Origin of the sequence: Photorhabdus khanii NC19 (assembly GCF_000517265.1) — a bacterium.
GTDB classification, from domain to species: domain Bacteria; phylum Pseudomonadota; class Gammaproteobacteria; order Enterobacterales; family Enterobacteriaceae; genus Photorhabdus; species Photorhabdus khanii.
Genome location: NZ_AYSJ01000011.1, coordinates 363249 through 379818, shown reverse-complemented (window position 1 = coordinate 379818; position 16570 = coordinate 363249). Strand labels below are relative to the sequence as shown.

11 protein-coding genes, 1 tRNA gene and 1 pseudogene are annotated in these 16570 nt (G+C 44.0%); 5 read left to right on the top strand and 8 right to left on the bottom strand.

Annotation, left to right across the window (positions count from 1 at the left end; translation table 11 throughout):
- Positions 1-499: 499 nt before the first annotated feature.
- Positions 500-1684: a BaiN/RdsA family NAD(P)/FAD-dependent oxidoreductase gene (locus tag PTE_RS11400; protein WP_036846415.1), complete on the bottom strand. Its 1185-nt coding sequence runs from the start codon at positions 1682-1684 to the stop codon at positions 500-502.
- Between the two features lie 299 nt (positions 1685-1983).
- Between PTE_RS11400 and pitA the strand changes: the two genes are divergently transcribed.
- On the top strand, positions 1984-3474 hold the full coding sequence (gene pitA, locus PTE_RS11395) for an inorganic phosphate transporter PitA (protein WP_036846414.1): 1491 nt from the start codon (positions 1984-1986) through the stop codon (positions 3472-3474).
- A 54-nt stretch (positions 3475-3528) separates the two neighbouring features.
- Here pitA and uspB read toward each other — a convergent pair whose 3' ends face one another.
- Positions 3529-3864 carry a universal stress protein UspB gene (gene uspB, locus PTE_RS11390; protein WP_036846413.1) on the bottom strand — a complete coding sequence of 112 codons (336 nt, stop codon included), beginning with the start codon at positions 3862-3864 and terminating at the stop codon, positions 3529-3531.
- Between the two features lie 424 nt (positions 3865-4288).
- Here uspB and uspA point away from each other — a divergent pair, with 424 nt between their 5' ends.
- Complete coding sequence (uspA, locus tag PTE_RS11385) at positions 4289-4720, top strand: universal stress protein UspA (protein ID WP_036846412.1); 432 nt, start codon at positions 4289-4291, stop codon at positions 4718-4720.
- Positions 4721-4978: 258 nt separating this feature from the next.
- A complete protein-coding gene (gene gdhA, locus PTE_RS11380) occupies positions 4979-6322 on the top strand; it encodes an NADP-specific glutamate dehydrogenase (protein ID WP_036846411.1) in 1344 nt (447 codons plus the stop codon).
- Positions 6323-6357: 35 nt separating this feature from the next.
- On the opposite strand, the gene rsmJ is transcribed toward gdhA, so the two are convergent.
- Positions 6358-7101 (bottom strand): 16S rRNA (guanine(1516)-N(2))-methyltransferase RsmJ, encoded by a 744-nt coding sequence (gene rsmJ, locus PTE_RS11375; RefSeq protein WP_036846410.1) that lies wholly within the window; start codon positions 7099-7101, stop codon positions 6358-6360.
- A 5-nt stretch (positions 7102-7106) separates the two neighbouring features.
- The gene (prlC, locus tag PTE_RS11370) at positions 7107-9149 is read right to left on the bottom strand and encodes an oligopeptidase A (protein WP_036846409.1); all 2043 of its coding nucleotides are present in this window, start codon (positions 9147-9149) and stop codon (positions 7107-7109) included.
- A 232-nt stretch (positions 9150-9381) separates the two neighbouring features.
- Here prlC and PTE_RS25730 point away from each other — a divergent pair.
- Positions 9382-9476: transfer RNA gene (locus PTE_RS25730), tRNA-Sec, on the top strand.
- A pseudogene (locus tag PTE_RS23705) lies at positions 9470-10006 on the top strand (tyrosine-type recombinase/integrase); the annotation flags it as partial. The gene PTE_RS25730 and the pseudogene PTE_RS23705, both read left to right, overlap by 7 nt.
- 344 nt (positions 10007-10350) lie before the next feature.
- Here the strand turns inward: PTE_RS23705 and PTE_RS11365 are convergent.
- The 4 genes from PTE_RS11365 to PTE_RS11350 form a co-directional block, all read right to left on the bottom strand.
- Positions 10351-10722 carry a hypothetical protein gene (locus PTE_RS11365; protein WP_241826047.1) on the bottom strand — a complete coding sequence of 124 codons (372 nt, stop codon included), beginning with the start codon at positions 10720-10722 and terminating at the stop codon, positions 10351-10353.
- A gap of 566 nt (positions 10723-11288) precedes the next feature.
- Positions 11289-11999, bottom strand: a complete 711-nt coding sequence (locus PTE_RS11360; RefSeq protein ID WP_036846406.1) for a M48 family metallopeptidase — start codon at positions 11997-11999, stop codon at positions 11289-11291.
- Positions 11999-15094 (bottom strand): type I restriction endonuclease subunit R, encoded by a 3096-nt coding sequence (locus tag PTE_RS11355; protein WP_036846404.1) that lies wholly within the window; start codon positions 15092-15094, stop codon positions 11999-12001. The genes PTE_RS11360 and PTE_RS11355 overlap by 1 nt, the downstream gene beginning before the upstream one ends.
- 178 nt (positions 15095-15272) lie before the next feature.
- Positions 15273-16568: a restriction endonuclease subunit S gene (locus PTE_RS11350; RefSeq protein ID WP_036846401.1), complete on the bottom strand. Its 1296-nt coding sequence runs from the start codon at positions 16566-16568 to the stop codon at positions 15273-15275.
- Between the last annotated feature and the right edge of the window lie 2 nt (positions 16569-16570).

Here is a 16570-nt window from a genome sequence, read left to right as displayed (position 1 = left end):
TGAACAATGCACTATATCCAAGATACATAGAACCACATCTCAAGGCAACATTGACTGATACGTTAGTGGTGTGTCTGCTTGGTCCTCTCCAGGTCGGCAAAACAACTTTGGTGCCTGCGTGGGTTTACCTAACCTGAACACTTTCGGTGGGTTCCTGCTTCAATGGACGGCCTGACTACCCCTTCCTCCACAGAAAGGTAAACACCCTTTCTAAAGGGCGTCTTAATTCAGCTCAAACTCACATTGAGGTTGACACAAAACTGGCTCCCAGATACAGAGAATTTAAACTGAGGTAGTAATCATTCTTAAATGCATTTTTTGTTATAGAAAACATACTGAAATCTGATGCCAGACAGCTGCGTATACAATTACATATGACTGTAAGAAAGTTTCGGTACAGTTCGATTTTGAGGCGAAGATGTATTGACATGCCCAGAATTTTCTTCTCAGTTAGCCGCTAACACTTTATTAACGAATAATCCTAAACTCCTCACAAAAGTCACAACGCTTGCGCACACGCCCAAGCGGAACTCCATGCCCACTGGAAATTGTAGCCACCAAGCCAGCCGGTGACGTCTACTACTTCACCGATAAAGTAGAGTCCTTTTACCTGATTAGCTTCCATTGTTTTGGATGAAAGCTGATGAGTATCCACGCCGCCCATAGTAACCTCAGCAGTACGATATCCTTCAGTACCGTTGGGTTGTACTTGCCATGACTGGATGTTTGTCGCTAATTGCTTTTGCTGGACGGAATTCAACTGCTTAAGAGAAACATCCGGGAGTTGACCGAGTGTTTGCAGACATTCTGTCAGCCTCTTCGGTAATAATTTTGCCAAAGTATTTTTTACACTTTGGTTCGGGTGAGAACTCTGTTCTTTCTCCAGAAACGTTTCCAGATCAATATCTGGAAGTAAGTTAATACTCACAAATTTTCCCGGCTGCCAATAACTGGAAATTTGTAAGATTGCCGGGCCAGAAAGTCCCCTGTGGGTAAACAGGATATTTTCTTTGAACAGCGTGCCATTTTCAGCGGTAACAATGGCAGGAACGGACACACCGGAAAGTACATGAAGTTGCTCCAGCAGTGGTTTATGCAGAGTAAAAGGTACGAGAGTGGCGCGGGTTGGCAAGACTTTTAGACCAAACTGTTCTGCAATCCGATAACCAAAAGGGGTTGCGCCAAGACCCGGCATAGATAACCCACCGGAAGCGATGACAAGTGAGCGTGTACTTACTTCCTTTCCGTTAACGGTGATAACGAAACCCAGCTCCTTTTTTTCTACGTGGCTAACTTCGCTACGCAGACGAATAGTGACCTGACCAGCCTCACACTCTTTCAACAACATATCAACTATCTGCTGGGCTGAATCATCACAAAAAAGCTGTCCCAGGGTTTTTTCGTGGTAAGCAATGCCATGGCGTTGAACCAGTTCAATAAAATCCCATTGTGTGTAACGGGCCAGGGCAGACTTGCAGAAATGGGGGTTAGCAGAAAGATAAGCTGATGGCTCTGTGTACATATTAGTGAAGTTACAACGCCCACCGCCGGACATCAAAATCTTACGCCCGGTTTTTTTGCCATTGTCCAGAACCAGCACCCGTAAACCGCGTTGCCCGGCTTGAGCTGCGCAAAACAGACCGGCTGCACCGGCACCAACAATAACTACATCAAATCTTTCCACTGTTTTTCTCTTTATGACCGAATAATTTAGCGGGAACTTCCCTTAAAGTGTCGCATTTTTGATAATTTTGCGGAGAAAAGTCCCCGTATGACCTGAATTTGTCAGGTAAATTTATTTTTTGTCTTAAAATTGTCAATTTTTTAAAAGATATGCAATTTTATGATATATAAGGAATATTTTCATTTCTTATTGTTACTGGGTTGTCATGAAATCAAAAAAAGTTCATATTTCACTTTCCCCGCTAGCATTTGTCACTGATAATGCGCCGCGTTCATGTCCAACTAACTGGCTTAACGTTTATGCTACATCTTTTTACTGGCCTGGATTTTCACACCAGCCTAATGTTAGTACTGGCACTGCTGTTTGTGCTGTTTTATGAAGCCATTAATGGCTTTCATGATACCGCGAATGCGGTAGCAACAGTTATTTATACCCGTGCTATGCGAGCACAGTTCGCGGTCGTCATGGCTGGGGTATTTAACTTTTTCGGTGTTCTTCTTGGTGGATTAAGTGTCGCCTACGCGATTGTACATTTACTCCCTACCGATCTTCTGCTCAATGTCAGTTCTGCTCATGGTCTTGCCATGGTATTTTCCATGCTGCTGGCTGCCATTGTCTGGAATCTTGGTACCTGGTATTTCGGTTTACCTGCATCCAGTTCTCATACCCTGATTGGTTCCATTATTGGTATCGGCTTGACCAATGCCATCGTGACCAGTTCTTCTGTGGTTGATGCGCTGAATGTGCCGAAGATGATACAGATTTTCCTGTCGTTGATCCTCTCTCCTTTAGTCGGATTGATCATCGCCGGGGCAATCGTGTTTCTGCTGCGCCGTTACTGGAGTAGCACTAAGAAACGCAAACGTATTCATCTGACACCCGCTGAACGTGAAAAGAAAGATGGTAAGCGTAAGCCACCTTTCTGGACGCGTACTGCGCTGATTTTGTCTGCGGTAGGAGTCAGCTTCTCTCATGGGGCAAATGATGGTCAGAAAGGCATCGGTTTAATTATGCTGGTGCTGATCGGCGTAGCTCCGGCGGGGTTTGTCGTAAACATGAATGCTAATGGTTATGACATTGCCCGGACTTACGATGCAGTTACTCACCTGCAACAATATTATCAGCAGCATGGTACCGCGTTATCTCATGCTATTGAACTGACGCCATTGGTTGCTGTTGCTGAAGATGAGCCGGAAGGGCGATTCCATTGTGACAGCACTCGCGCTGTAGTTGTTCTTAATCAGACAGAAAGCATATTGCAGGGCATTCAGAGCTATAGTGGTCTGAATTCTGAACAGCGTAACAATATGCGCCGCATGTTGATGTGTATCGCTGACACTGCGGAGTCTGTGGCTAAACTGCCGGAAACCAGTACTGAAGATGCCCGTTTCCTGAATAAGCTGCGCAAAGATTTACTACACACTGTTGAGTATGCACCTGTCTGGATCATCATAGCAGTGGCACTGGCACTGTCTTTGGGAACCATGGTTGGTTGGAAACGTGTTGCAGTGACTATCGGTGAGAAGATTGGTAAGAAAGGTATGACTTACGCACAGGGTGTTTCAGCTCAGATGACAGCGGCTGTTTCAATTGGTGTTGCGAGTTATACCGGAATGCCGGTTTCGACTACACAGGTTCTTTCCTCTGCAGTAGCGGGGACGATGTTGGTTGATGGTGGTGGTGTTCAGGGTAAAACAATCAAGAACATCATGTTGGCCTGGATACTGACGTTACCAGTTTCAATCGGGTTATCCGGTATTTTCTACTGGTTCGCTTTGAAACTGATTTAATTGTTTTGACGAATAATTTGAAGGCGGTATGGGTTAACTATACCGCCTTTCGTTTTAATACCAAATCAACATAGAAATCAGACAAACAACAACTAATCCACTCAACGCGCTCGTCAGAATAAATTGCCTTCTCAGCCGTTCACAGCGAAGCACCACTTCTGGATCATGATGAGCAAGGTAACGTTGCGAATTGATATAGTGCACGAGCCTTATCTGCTTATTGAGCTGTCCATGAGCAGTAAAAAAACCGTTACCGTCTACTGATTGATAAAGCAAGGGATCGGACTGGCGAAGAATAGACAACAATGCCCGCAGTGAAGAGAAGTAGCGCATCATATTCATAATGCAGACAAGACACAGCGCCCAAAACAGTGCAATTGAACTGAACATAATCCCCTCCTTAGAATGGTTAGCCAAAGCTGTCACAAAAGGAAAAAAATCAAAATTGCAGGCGGTGACGCCTTATATTTATTGTAGGAAAGATAGTCAGATAGTACAAAAAACCCTTCTACATAGTTTAAATTTGTTCAGAGCTTAGAATGGCGGTTAATCCTTGTCGGTTGTTCATGCAAATATATTGGGTTTTAAGAAAAGCCATAACTCCAGAACTTGATTTTGTTATTCATCAAGTGGCAGGAATAGCCATTGTGGTATATGTTGTTTGGTGGATGTTCTTTGCTGGATAGCCAAATGCGATGAGCTGTGATCGAAACAGCATTTTAAGGGCATTCATAAGTAGTTATAGTAATAGACACAGGATAGTGGCAATTTGCCCTGCCAACTCATTAATCGGCATTTTGGAAGGAGTTCGCTTATGGCTTATAAACATATTCTTGTTGCGGTTGATTTATCTCCGGAAAGTCAGGTATTGGTACAAAAAGCCATTTCCATGGCAAAGCCGTACAATGCTAATGTTTCCTTGATTCATGTTGATGTTAACTATTCCGATCTTTACACCGGTTTGATTGATGTTAATCTCGGTGATATGCAGCAACGTATTACTGACGAGACACGCAATGCGTTGAAAGAGCTTTCCGCAGGTACCGATTATGACATTCAGGAAACCTTGAGTGGTAGCGGTGATCTGGCTCAGGTATTGGTTGATGCGATTAAGAAATATGACATAGATCTGGTTGTTTGTGGTCATCATCAGGATTTTTGGAGCAAACTGATGTCCTCTGCGCGTCAGCTGATTAACACTGTTCATGTTGATATGCTGATTGTTCCTCTGCGTGACGATGAATAGCCATAAACTGAAAATTTATTCGATAAAATCGCCTGCTTATGCAGGCGTTTTTTTGATGAAATGAGGTGTTGTTTGGTTTATACCCGATGCAATCAAGAAATTTTTTTTACCTTTCTGCAAAAAAACTTCTTGAAAGATGAATATAGAACAGTGATATATTCAAAGGGCAAACACAACTTACCTCACAGTTTCGACAAAAATAATTATTAGAAAATTGCTGAGGAGACATTACAACCAAAGTAGAAATAAGGAATAACTATGAGCTGTTTACTATCTTTGTCTTCATTTCTTGGATCGATTCAACTCAGGGATGAATATCAACCAGAATATCTTCAGGCTGTCCGGGAAGTATTCACCTCTCTTTGGCCGTTCCTTGAACAAAACCCGAAATACCGTGAACAAAGCTTGCTGGAGCGTATGGTCGAGCCGGAAAGGGTTATTCAGTTTCGAGTTTGCTGGGTAGATGATCAAGGTAAGGTTCAGGTAAACCGTGCATGGCGGGTGCAGTTCAACTCAGCCATTGGTCCGTATAAAGGTGGTATGCGTTTTCATCCATCGGTGAATCTCTCTATTCTGAAATTCCTTGGCTTTGAACAGACCTTGAAAAATGCGCTGACAACCTTACCGATGGGGGGTGGTAAAGGGGGCTCAGATTTTGATCCCAAAGGAAAAAGTCAGGGCGAAGTGATGCGTTTCTGCCAGGCGTTAATGACAGAATTGTACCGCCATCTGGGACCCGATACCGACGTTCCCGCGGGGGATATTGGTGTGGGTGGCCGTGAAGTGGCTTTTATGTCAGGTATGATGAAAAAGCTCTCTAATAACACCGCTTGTGTATTTACTGGCAAAGGTCTCTCTTTCGGCGGCAGTTTGATTCGCCCGGAAGCAACTGGTTATGGTCTGGTTTATTTCACCAATGCCATGCTGAAACGTCATGGTATGAGCTTTGATGGTATGCGGGTGTCGGTTTCTGGTGCTGGTAACGTCGCACAGTATACTATTGAGAAATGTATGGCGCTGGGGGCGAAAGTGGTTACCGCTTCTGATTCCGGTGGCACAGTGGTTGATGAAGAAGGTTTCACGCTGGAGAAACTGGCTCACCTTGAAGAGATTAAAAACCAGCACTATGGCCGGGTGGAAGAATATGCCAAAGAGCGGGGGCTGACTTTCCTGAAAGGGTTACAACCCTGGTCTGTGCCAGTTGATATCGCTTTGCCATGCGCTACCCAGAACGAGTTGGATTTAGATGCGGCTAAGGTCCTTATCCAGAATGGCGTTAAAGCTGTCGCTGAAGGCGCGAATATGCCAGCAACCATTTCAGCGACTGAAGCCTTTATTGAAGCAGGCGTGCTATTCGCACCAGGTAAAGCAGCCAACGCGGGTGGCGTGGCAACATCTGGTTTGGAAATGGCGCAGAACGCAGCACGTTTAGGCTGGAAGGCTGAGAAAGTGGATGCACGTTTGCATCACATTATGCTGGATATTCATCACGCCTGTGTTGAGTATGGTGGCGAGAGCAAACAGACCAATTATGTTCAGGGTGCGAATATTGCCGGATTTGTAAAAGTGGCTGACGCTATGCTCTCTCAGGGGATCCTGTAAATTAACGTGATCAGCCGCAATATGCGGCTGATGTTTTAACAAGGATAGATATCAAAACGGTGGTTTTTTGTGGTAATAGCCGCTGATGCAGCTACTCCAGCTAAGGGTTCTGCATAATCAGGTCGCTTTACCACGACACGGCGTTTTGCCAGAGCTTGTGCAGGGGATAGCAAATTATCAGCATCTTCATCAGCACCAACCAGAGACTGAAACACCCGCATCTCTTTCTTCACTAATGCACTTTTCTGCTTATGTGGATACATAGGATCAAGATAAACCACATCGGGCTGTGGTGTAATATCGGTCAGCGCTGTGATGCTGGAGGCATGGAGCAATGTCATGCGTTCTTTCAGCCAGCTGCCGATTTCTTCATCCTGGTAACCACGTTGAAGCCCATCATCTAGTAATGCCGCGACCACAGGATGGCGTTCCAGCATTCTGACATGACAACCCAGTGATGCCAGTACAAAGGCATCACGTCCCAGACCAGCGGTAGCATCTACGACGGTTGGCAGATAATCTTTTTTGATCCCTACGGCTTTAGCAACCGCTTCACCTCGTCCGCCACCAAAGCGGCGGCGATGTGCCATTGTGCCTGATACAAAATCCACATAGATGCCGCCCAGTTTGGGCTCATCCCTTTTGCGGAGTTCGAGGTGTTGAGGTGTAAGAACCAATGCCATGACAGCGCTTTCGTCATGTACCAGTTGCCAGCGCTCTGCCAGTTGAGATAAGGCGCTGCTATCAGCGCCTTGTTCACAGATTAAACAGATACCCACCCTGATTATCCCTTGATACCAGAACTACGTAGCATGGCATCCAGTTTGGGTTCACGGCCACGGAAACGTTTGAACAGTTCCATTGGATCTTCGGAACCACCACGGGACAGAAGGTTATCAAGGAAAGATTGGCCGGTTTCGCGGTTGAAAATCCCTTCTTCTTCGAAGCGTGAAAAGGCATCAGCTGCCAGCACTTCAGCCCACAGATAGCTGTAGTAACCTGCGGCATAACCACCGGAGAAAATATGACTGAATGAGTGAGGGAAACGGGCCCATTTAGGTGAAGGTACTACGGAAACCAATTTTTTCACTTTCTTCAAGGTTTGCATGATCTGAGCACCTTTCGCCGGATCATACTCAACATGCAGGCGGAAATCGAACTGACCAAACTCAAGCTGACGTAGCATAGCCATTGCAGCTTGATAGTTTTTCGCTGCTAAAAGATTATCCAGCATAGATTGTGGCAGAGGCTCTTTAGTTTCATAGTGACCAGAAATAAATGCCAGTGCTTCTGGTTTCCAGCACCAATTTTCCATGAACTGGCTTGGCATCTCAACCGCATCCCATGGCACACCATTAGTACCGGAAACAGCAGCAGTTTCAATCTGAGTTAGCATCAGGTGCAGACAGTGGCCGAACTCATGGAACAGTGTGTTTACTTCATTGTGGGTGAACAGCGCTGGTTTACCGCCAACAGGTTTGTTGAAGTTACAGTTCAGATAAGCGACAGGCTTTTGCAGTTCGCCATTGGAATGGCGCATCTTGCTGATACATTCATCCATCCAGGCGCCGCCCCGTTTATGTTCGCGCGCATAGAGATCCATATAGAAACTGCCGTGTAGCTCATTTTTGTCATCATATAAATCGAAGAAACGGACATCCGGGTGCCAGGTTTCTATATCATGGCGCTCTTTGGCTGTAATGCCATAGATACGGCGAATAACTTCAAATAGCCCTTCAACAGCCCGTTGCTCAGGGAAATAAGGACGTAACTGTTCGTCATTAATAGAAAACTTATGCTGTTTTTGTTTTTCGGCATAATAAGCCATATCCCAAGCTTCTAGCTCGTAGGCGCAATGATGCCATTTCGCAAAACATTTTAACTCATCTACTTCTTCTTCACCTTGTGGATGAGCGCGTTTTGTCAAATCATTCAGAAAATCCAAAACTTCCTTAGGGGTTTTTGCCATTTTGGTTGCAAGAGATTGTTCAGCATAATTTTTGAAACCAAGCAATTGGGCTTGCTCATGACGTAGTGCAAGGAGTTCAGCCATCACTTCACTGTTATCCCATTTACCGGCATTTGGGCCTTGATCAGAAGCACGAGTTTGATAAGCATGATAAATTTCCCGACGCAATTCACGGTCTTCTGCATAAGTGATAACCGGTTGATAACTTGGCGCTTCCAAAGTCAGCAGCCAGCCTTTTTTTCCTCTTGCTTCTGCCTGAGCTTTAGCTGCGGCAATCGCACTTTCAGGCAGACCAGACAGATCTTCTACATCAGTAATTAACTTGGTCCAGCCCATAGTGGCATCAAGCACATTATTGCTGAATTGAGAACTTAAATCTGACAAACGTGCACTAATCTCGCCATAACGTTTCTGTTTCGCCTCAGGCAGACCGATACCTGACAGTTTAAAATCGCGCAGTGAATTTTCGACAGCTTTGCGTTGAGGTTGAGAGAGTTTCTCAAACTCAGCACTCTCACGTAATGACTTATACGCTTGATATAGGCCCTTGTGTTGACCTAACCAGGTACTGAATTCAGACAGCAATGGTAAACTTTCTTCGTAGACTGCACGCAGCTCCGGACTGTTTTTAACCGAATTCAAATGATTGACTGGTGACCATGCACGTGACTGTTTATCATTTGCTTCAGCCAGTGGCTGACACAGATTGTCCCAGGTAAAAATGGTATTCTCGGCCAGGATTTTTTCGACGGTTTGGCGGTAATTTGCAATGACTTCTTTTACAGCAGGAACAACATGTTCTGGTTTAATAGAAGAAAATTTTGGTAAACCTGATGGAACGAGTAACGGATTAGTCATATAGGGTCCTGTTTGTGCTTGGGATACATTGTTGAATGAGCAGTGTATCGTAATGGGTATCGGCTAATAAGATGTAGGTAAAATTCGGCAAACTCAACGCGAATATTGAGTTTTTTAACAACAAAATTTAATGCTTTTTAGGAAATTGATGAATTGTTTCCACAGATCGATTCAGAAGCCTTACAGTACGCGCTATAATCGGCATATTTTCATAATTCTTTCGTATTGATATGGAAGATCATCGTCCCCGGTGGGGCGGCTGGACTTCAAATCCAGATGAGGCCGCCAGCGGTCTCTGGCAGGTTCGACTCCTGTGATCTTCCGCCAAGTCTAAAGACAAGCCTTATAAGCTCTCCGATAGTGGCAGGCTTTATCTTGAAGTGATGACCAGCGGTTCGCGCTACTGGCGAATGAAGTACCGTTACGCCGGTAAAGAAAAGCGCCTAGCTTTTGGCGTTTACCCAGAGGTTTCACTCGCTGAAGCGTAGGAAAAGCGTGAAGCAGCAAAGAAAGTGCTGGTAGCGGGAAGCGACTCTGGCGAGGTCAAGAAAGCAGGGAAAATCACCCATAAGCTCAGCTTTGAAAACACTTTCTAAGCTATTGTCCGTGAGTGGCATCAACAAAAAGCCGACCGCTGGTCTCCACGTTATCGCGACGAGATTATCGATACTTTCGAGAAGGGTATCTTTCCCTTCATTGTGGCAAACGCCCTATTGCCGAAATTAAACCAATGGAATTGCTTGAGGCTTTGCGCCGAATGGTAAAAGCTTGGTGCATTAGAGAAGATGCGTAAGGTGCGCTGTGATGAAGTCTTTCGCTACGCCATTGCCACTGGCCGTACTGAGTACAATTCTGCATGTAACTCTACCTAGATTAAGACACAACTTGCTCATGTGGATAGGAATGCTATTCGTGGGACTTACAATCATGTTCAGTATCTGAAAGGGAGGCGGGAGATGATGCAGTAATGGAAATGCGCAAGAAGGGGTAAGGTGATAAAGAGTGACTCGAGCTCGATCTTCCGCCCCAGCAGAACATCAATGGACATCAACTGACGTCTTTTTTGTGCCTAAAATCCGTGTCACACAAGGCTTTCAGCTATTTTCTATTCAACTGAAGTTAATTTACATAAAGTCAGCTGTTAGTAAAGTATCAACAATAGATGCAATGTCATGCACCTAAATACATGACATTTGTTGTTTCAGCCTAAAAGATCTTTATCAATTCCTGTGTAGTTAACATTCAGAGACCTATCCTCAGGATTGAAATAACGACCTACTATCAAGTTCGTATTATCGTACTCTGGATTGATTTCCGATGTTGCATAAATCAATTGAAAATCATGTGTGTAGTTTTCCGCTTCTTCAATAATAATTTTTTGTAAATTATGGCTTCTCTCTTTCTCCATACCGCCATCATCTATACCATCAAGCATTAAAAAACGGGGCATGCGCATATATGATTTATCAAGACTTGCAGTCAACAGTGACAGATGAAAAATATGTCTAAGAACAACAGCAGAGCTTTCAGAGAAATTTTTTGAACCGTTAACATAAACTTCATTATCTACCAAAGCGAGCCTGTAATAAAAATGAGGGCAAACCCATTAGTCGAGGACAAAATTTACTATTTATTTTCTTCTGCCAATGAGGAGCAGGTTCAGAGGAGCCCTTTATCATTCCGAAAGCCATCATGATGCCTTAATGTTAAAAAAACGCCTCGTAACACCCGGTGATATTTGCCGGGTTTACTGAATAACGTTTCAAGATAGTAGACGGCTCAATTGTGAAAAGTCACCAAATAGACTGAGTTATACCGATCATAGTATCTTGTTTCTATATCACAAGAAAAATTGTTTTCAGAATTAATCGTTCAATAATAGCGATACATTATATCAGCTAAAAAAATGAAAATTGACAGTCAACATTAATACCCTGAATTTGATTCTTGTTCCAGCCCCAGCATTGGGGGATAGGGTTCATAGTGAACCTTTCTGGTTCAATAGTCTACTGTTTGCAAATATATTCATAGTATTGCCTCAGTCGATGTGGCGCACTGATGTAGAATTTGTCCCATAGCTGTTCCTTAAGATTGGATAGAAATAGATCGTCGGTAATATTAAGCTGTGATGTCTTAATATTACCAACTATCAAAAGCCAGTGGCATATTGTTGAGCAAATTCCGATGTTCACGCCAATTAGGTATTAGCCGATTCATATGAGCACGGAAATGATCGTTATGATGTCGCTCCAGAAGGTGTACCAGCTCATGTACTAAGATGTATTCAAGGCATTCGGGCGGTTTCTTGGCCAACTCAAGGTTAAGCCAAATGCGCTTGGTTTCTGTGTTACAGGTTCCCCATTTTGTTTTCATTTTTTTTACTCCCCAATTGGGAAGTGGAACCCCCACTCGTGGCACCCATTGTGTTAACAGCTTTTCTATCCGAATTTTGATTTCTTGACGGTAGAATTCAGACAACACTAATGCTTTTTTCTCTAAAGTGGTTCCTGGGTTCACATACATTAACATTTTGTTATTTCCTGCCATGTTAATTTCATGGCGGCCAATACGTTCCTGTATACGTAATCTGTATCGACGACCCCATAGATAGTGAGATTCACCGCCAACCATTTCCCGCTCGGATTGTCTGGGCTGGTTAAGAAAATGACGTTGTTGCTTTTTAATCCAGGGGATACGCGAAATCACCGCCATACGTATGGCGGTTTCTGTCATATGCTCAGGCGCAGATACGCGTACCCGTCCATCCGGGGGTAATACACTGATATGCAGATTTTTAATCGCTTTGCGATTTAACTGTAAATTGAACGGTCCAATCTGCATGGTTGGCATTAATGGTAATCCTTTTGTGCTTTAGCTAGCTCCATAATGCTAGGTATATCAACATTATAGCTAGCTGTTTCTTCGCGAACGGCATTGGCGATCTCACGTTCTTTAAAACGATCTCCCACCCAATCTGCTTTTTTGGTGTAACGAATCGTGCTGTCTATTTTGGTTGCCAGAACTTCATCCTGACCAAAGTTATCGTAAAAGGCTCGCTTTGCTTGTGTATCCATTGAGGGAGGATAAGAAGCCCTGTTACTTTGCCCCGGGCGAACCACCTGTTTTGCAAGCTCCATGATGTATTGGAGGTACACTTTGTAATCAATGGCCTGTTGCCGACGCAGCGTGATCAGCTCGTTTAGCAATACTGACATTCTGTCGTAGTATTTGGGGTTAACCGCGTTTTCATCAACGATGGTTCTGCGCACGTTGTTCTCGATGGTTTCGGCCATCGACTCTTGATTGTTACGAATATCCTCAGGTAGCTCATCCAGCGCATCAGCGCTTTTCTCAACAATCAGTTCAATCAGACTCAATTCTTCAAAGTCCATCAGCACCTTGCTGTCATCTGCGCGAATATACATATCAAGCAGATGGCGCATAGCAGGCTCAAAGCGCTTCATATCTAGCAGATCACCACTGGCCAGCTTCACCTCACTGCGCACTTTTTCATAATGCGCCACCTCTGCCCGTACTTTCTCAATATTTGCGACAGAGTAACCTGCATCGGGCATTTCATTGGCGATATTGGCAAAGGCCCGTAGCAATCTGGCGACATGTTGGTACAGCGTCAGTCGTAACGCTTCCTTCTCGGTTAATTCATTCTGATTAAGGCCTGATTCACCGCAGAAATAATGGATATAGTCTTGCGTATGGCGTGGCTCTTTCACCGGTTCGCATAGGCTTCGGACCATTTCCAGTGCATTTTCCAGATCAAGCCTTGCTTGCTCCAGTCGGTCCTTGAGTAATCCGGCTACATCTTCTTTGTCATAGCCGTCAAAAGCCCCGGCGGTATAATCGGTGATAGCTTTATCCAGTGAACGGAACAGGTCTTTGTAGTCAATGATATAGCCGTATTCTTTATCATCACCATCCAGACGGTTAACGCGACATATAGCCTGGAACAGGTTGTGATCGGCCATTTTTTTGTCGATATACAAATAAGTGGCTGGGGGTGCATCAAAACCGGTGAGCAGTTTTTCCACTACGATCAGCAAGCGCATTTGGCCGGGTTCATCAATAAAACTTTTTTTAACTTCCTTTTCAAACTCTTCAACCCGGCTGGCGGCTTCGTTCTCGTTTTGCTCGAAATAGTCAGCCAACATTTTGCGATAGATATCGTATTTAAAGAGTTTTTCCGTCAGGCCTGCGCCAGTTTCTTCGCCTTTTATACTGGATGGTGTCGGCTGAAAACTGGTGACAATGGCCACTTTGCCAGATAGATCGCTTCTGCTGAACATTTCATAAGCTTTGCAGGCTTGATAAACACTGGAACACACAAACAGGGCATTGCCCCGGCCATCCATTAGTCTGGGACGAGTATCCATGTCCAGCAGAATATCGTTAACGATTTGCTCTAAGCGTGATTTGCTGGATAGGAGTTTCTGCATTGAACCCCATTTTTGCTTCAGTTGGGTTTTAGCCAGATTCGACAAACCACTGGTTTTGGCTTCGAACCAGTCATCGACTTTTTTCTGCGAGGTGATGTGCTGGTCAATATCCCGCGCTTCATAGCGCAGATCTAAAACCACTCCGTCGGCAACTGCCTCATCGAATTTATAGGTATGAATATAAGGTCCGAATACTTCTACTGACTTTTTCTTATCTTTTTTCATCAGTGGCGTACCGGTAAAACCGATAAACATGGACTCCGGAAGAATGGATTTCATCGCCTCGTGTAATTTACCCGATTGGGTACGATGACATTCATCTACAAAAACAAATAAGTCACCCTTCGGGCGAAATTCTTTAGTGAGAGATTGTCTTAACTCGGCAATAAATGCTTCTGTTGCTGCACTGTCTTCAGACTCACTGCGGCGGCCAAATTTATGCACCAGTGAGCAGACCAGCCAGGGATTAGGCTGATTCAGTGTAGCAATCAAGTCAGCGCCACTTTTGGTGCGATAGATCTCTTCTTCAACACCGGTAAATACTTTTTCGATTTGTTCATCCAGCTCAGTACGATCGGTGATGATCAATACTCTGGAGTTTTGCGTGTTTTCCCGGATCCATTTAGCCAGCCAGACCATCGTCAGGCTTTTGCCTGACCCCTGAGTATGCCAGATAATGCCTCCTTCGCGCCGGGCAATGTGCTGTTTTGCTGACTGAATACCAAGATATTGATTGTGCCGGCAGATTTTCTTCACCCCGGAATCAAACACAATAAAGTCGTGAATAATTTGCAGGAAACGTGATTTATTGCAGATACAACTTAAATGAAAATCCAGCTTGGATGGATAGGGATTTTCTATATCCTCTTTCCATTCAAGATAGTATTTCTCCGGTGTTTCAATGGTGCCGTAACGTAATCCTTGAGTGTCATTACCAGCCATAGCAAGCTGTATAGTGGTAAAGAAATTGCGGATAAAATCTTTTTTCTGATTATCCAGGTTTTGGTGAATGCCCTCACTCAGATTTACCGAGGAACGCTTTAGCTCCAGCACACCCAGCGCGATACCGTTGACGTAAATCACGATATCCGGACGTTTTTTATTCTCGCCGTTGACCGAAACTTCTTCTGCAATGGCAAAATCGTTGGCTTGCGGATTCTGCCAGTCGATAAGCCAGACAGTTTGATTTTGCTCTCCGGCACCTTCTTTGTCTTTTACACCGTAACGCAGTAAGCGATAGACATCCTTATTGGCGTAATAAAGCTTCTTACCTTCTCCCAGGGCAGCAGCGATATCCAACTGACGGATGGTTTTGGTGATTAAAGCATTACTGACACCGCGTTTTTTTAGCCATTTGGTCAGCAGGTCAATATCGATATTTTTATTGTTATCTCTGTCCTGCCAATTCCCCAAATAGCGGTAACCAAGATCGCGCTGGAAAAAACCTATAAGCCGATCCTGTGTTGCCTTTTCACGCTGGCCTACCACTGACATACCGCTCTCCTTTACGTTGTGTGCTTAATCCTTCATTAACTTGAAACTAACCTGGTAACGATAAAAATCAATATTATTCGCCACGCTTAATGTGCGGCGCAGGCGTATATCATCCTCCAGTGTAATGATCACGCCTTTTACTTTTGATCGGCCTCTGCCAGTTCATCTTTGACGTAGGCTAATTCCTTTGCTGCGTTGGCTTAACCAGACGTGTTTTACCCGTCAGCAGTTCCTGCATCATTCCCTGTTTAATCTGGCGGGTTTTGTCCAGACGTTGCCGCAAGGATTGAATTTCTTCGTCCATATCGGAAAGGATAGTGACGATGGCGGTTTGTTCTTTTCTCTCAGGAAATGCCGCTAACACACTTTCGATTGTGCTTGTGTTTAGGCTGGGTACACCAGATGCTTCGTTATATTTCATCCAGTCAACCATACAGAATTTATAAAAAATAAACTTCTCATTTACTGATTCGGATATTTCTGAATAAAAAAGTGTATCAACTGTCCAAAATGGCTCATTCAAATATCTGGGTTTATCAATAGTTCCTTTACGTCCTATTAATACTGAAGGTTTATCATATAAAAATGAGTTTGCTCTACCAATCTGCCCTCCCGATGCAAATATCGGATACTGACCATCAAGGGATTCAACTAATTTCTGGTTTCTTCCATGTTTTATTTTTAAAAAACTATTGAAAGGAGCTACTGTCCAATCTTCCGGGATCTCCCCCAACTCACTGGTTTTATAGCTCTTAGTCGTACCATCCTTGCACGAAGCAAATTGCGGCAAACGGGTCTTGCCGGTCAACAGTTGCTGCATAGTGGCGGTTTTGATGGCTTGTTTTTTGGCGATCAGTTTTTCTAGTTCATTGAGCAGGGAATCGACATCGGATAGAGCATTGGCGATAGCGGTTTGTTCTTCTTTAGTCAGTGGACAAGGTATTTTATAGGCATGAATTGCAGAAAGAGGAACTCTGCGATGGCCGGCACTCCCTACCATTTCAGATTGTAAATCAAATCTAAATTTATTTTTAGTTGTAATATAATAGATAAATTTAGAATCAGACTTTTCATGAGCCCTTAAAACATGAAATTCCGTACTCCCATATCCTATTTCTTCCGTTATTTTATCAGAAAGACACCCTTTTCCGTTTTCGAAACATGGAGTAATTTTCGCGACAAGTACATCCCCTCGTTCAAAATAGGTGAGTCCAGTTTTTAATTGGGAATATGGAACAGTCCAATAATTAATTAACTGCGCATTTTCACTGACGTCTTGCATTCCTACAAATGATACAAGTTCATTTGCTTTGATTTCCTTTTTAGAGAATTGGGTTTCAAATAAATCTCCAAAATCAATAACCTTCCAATCCTCTGGAATCATCCCCACTTCTGTCTGCTTATAGCCAACCGGTACGCTGTGCTTTGAGGCATTTAGCGAATGAATTTCCACAGCCTGATCCCTATCTACCATTA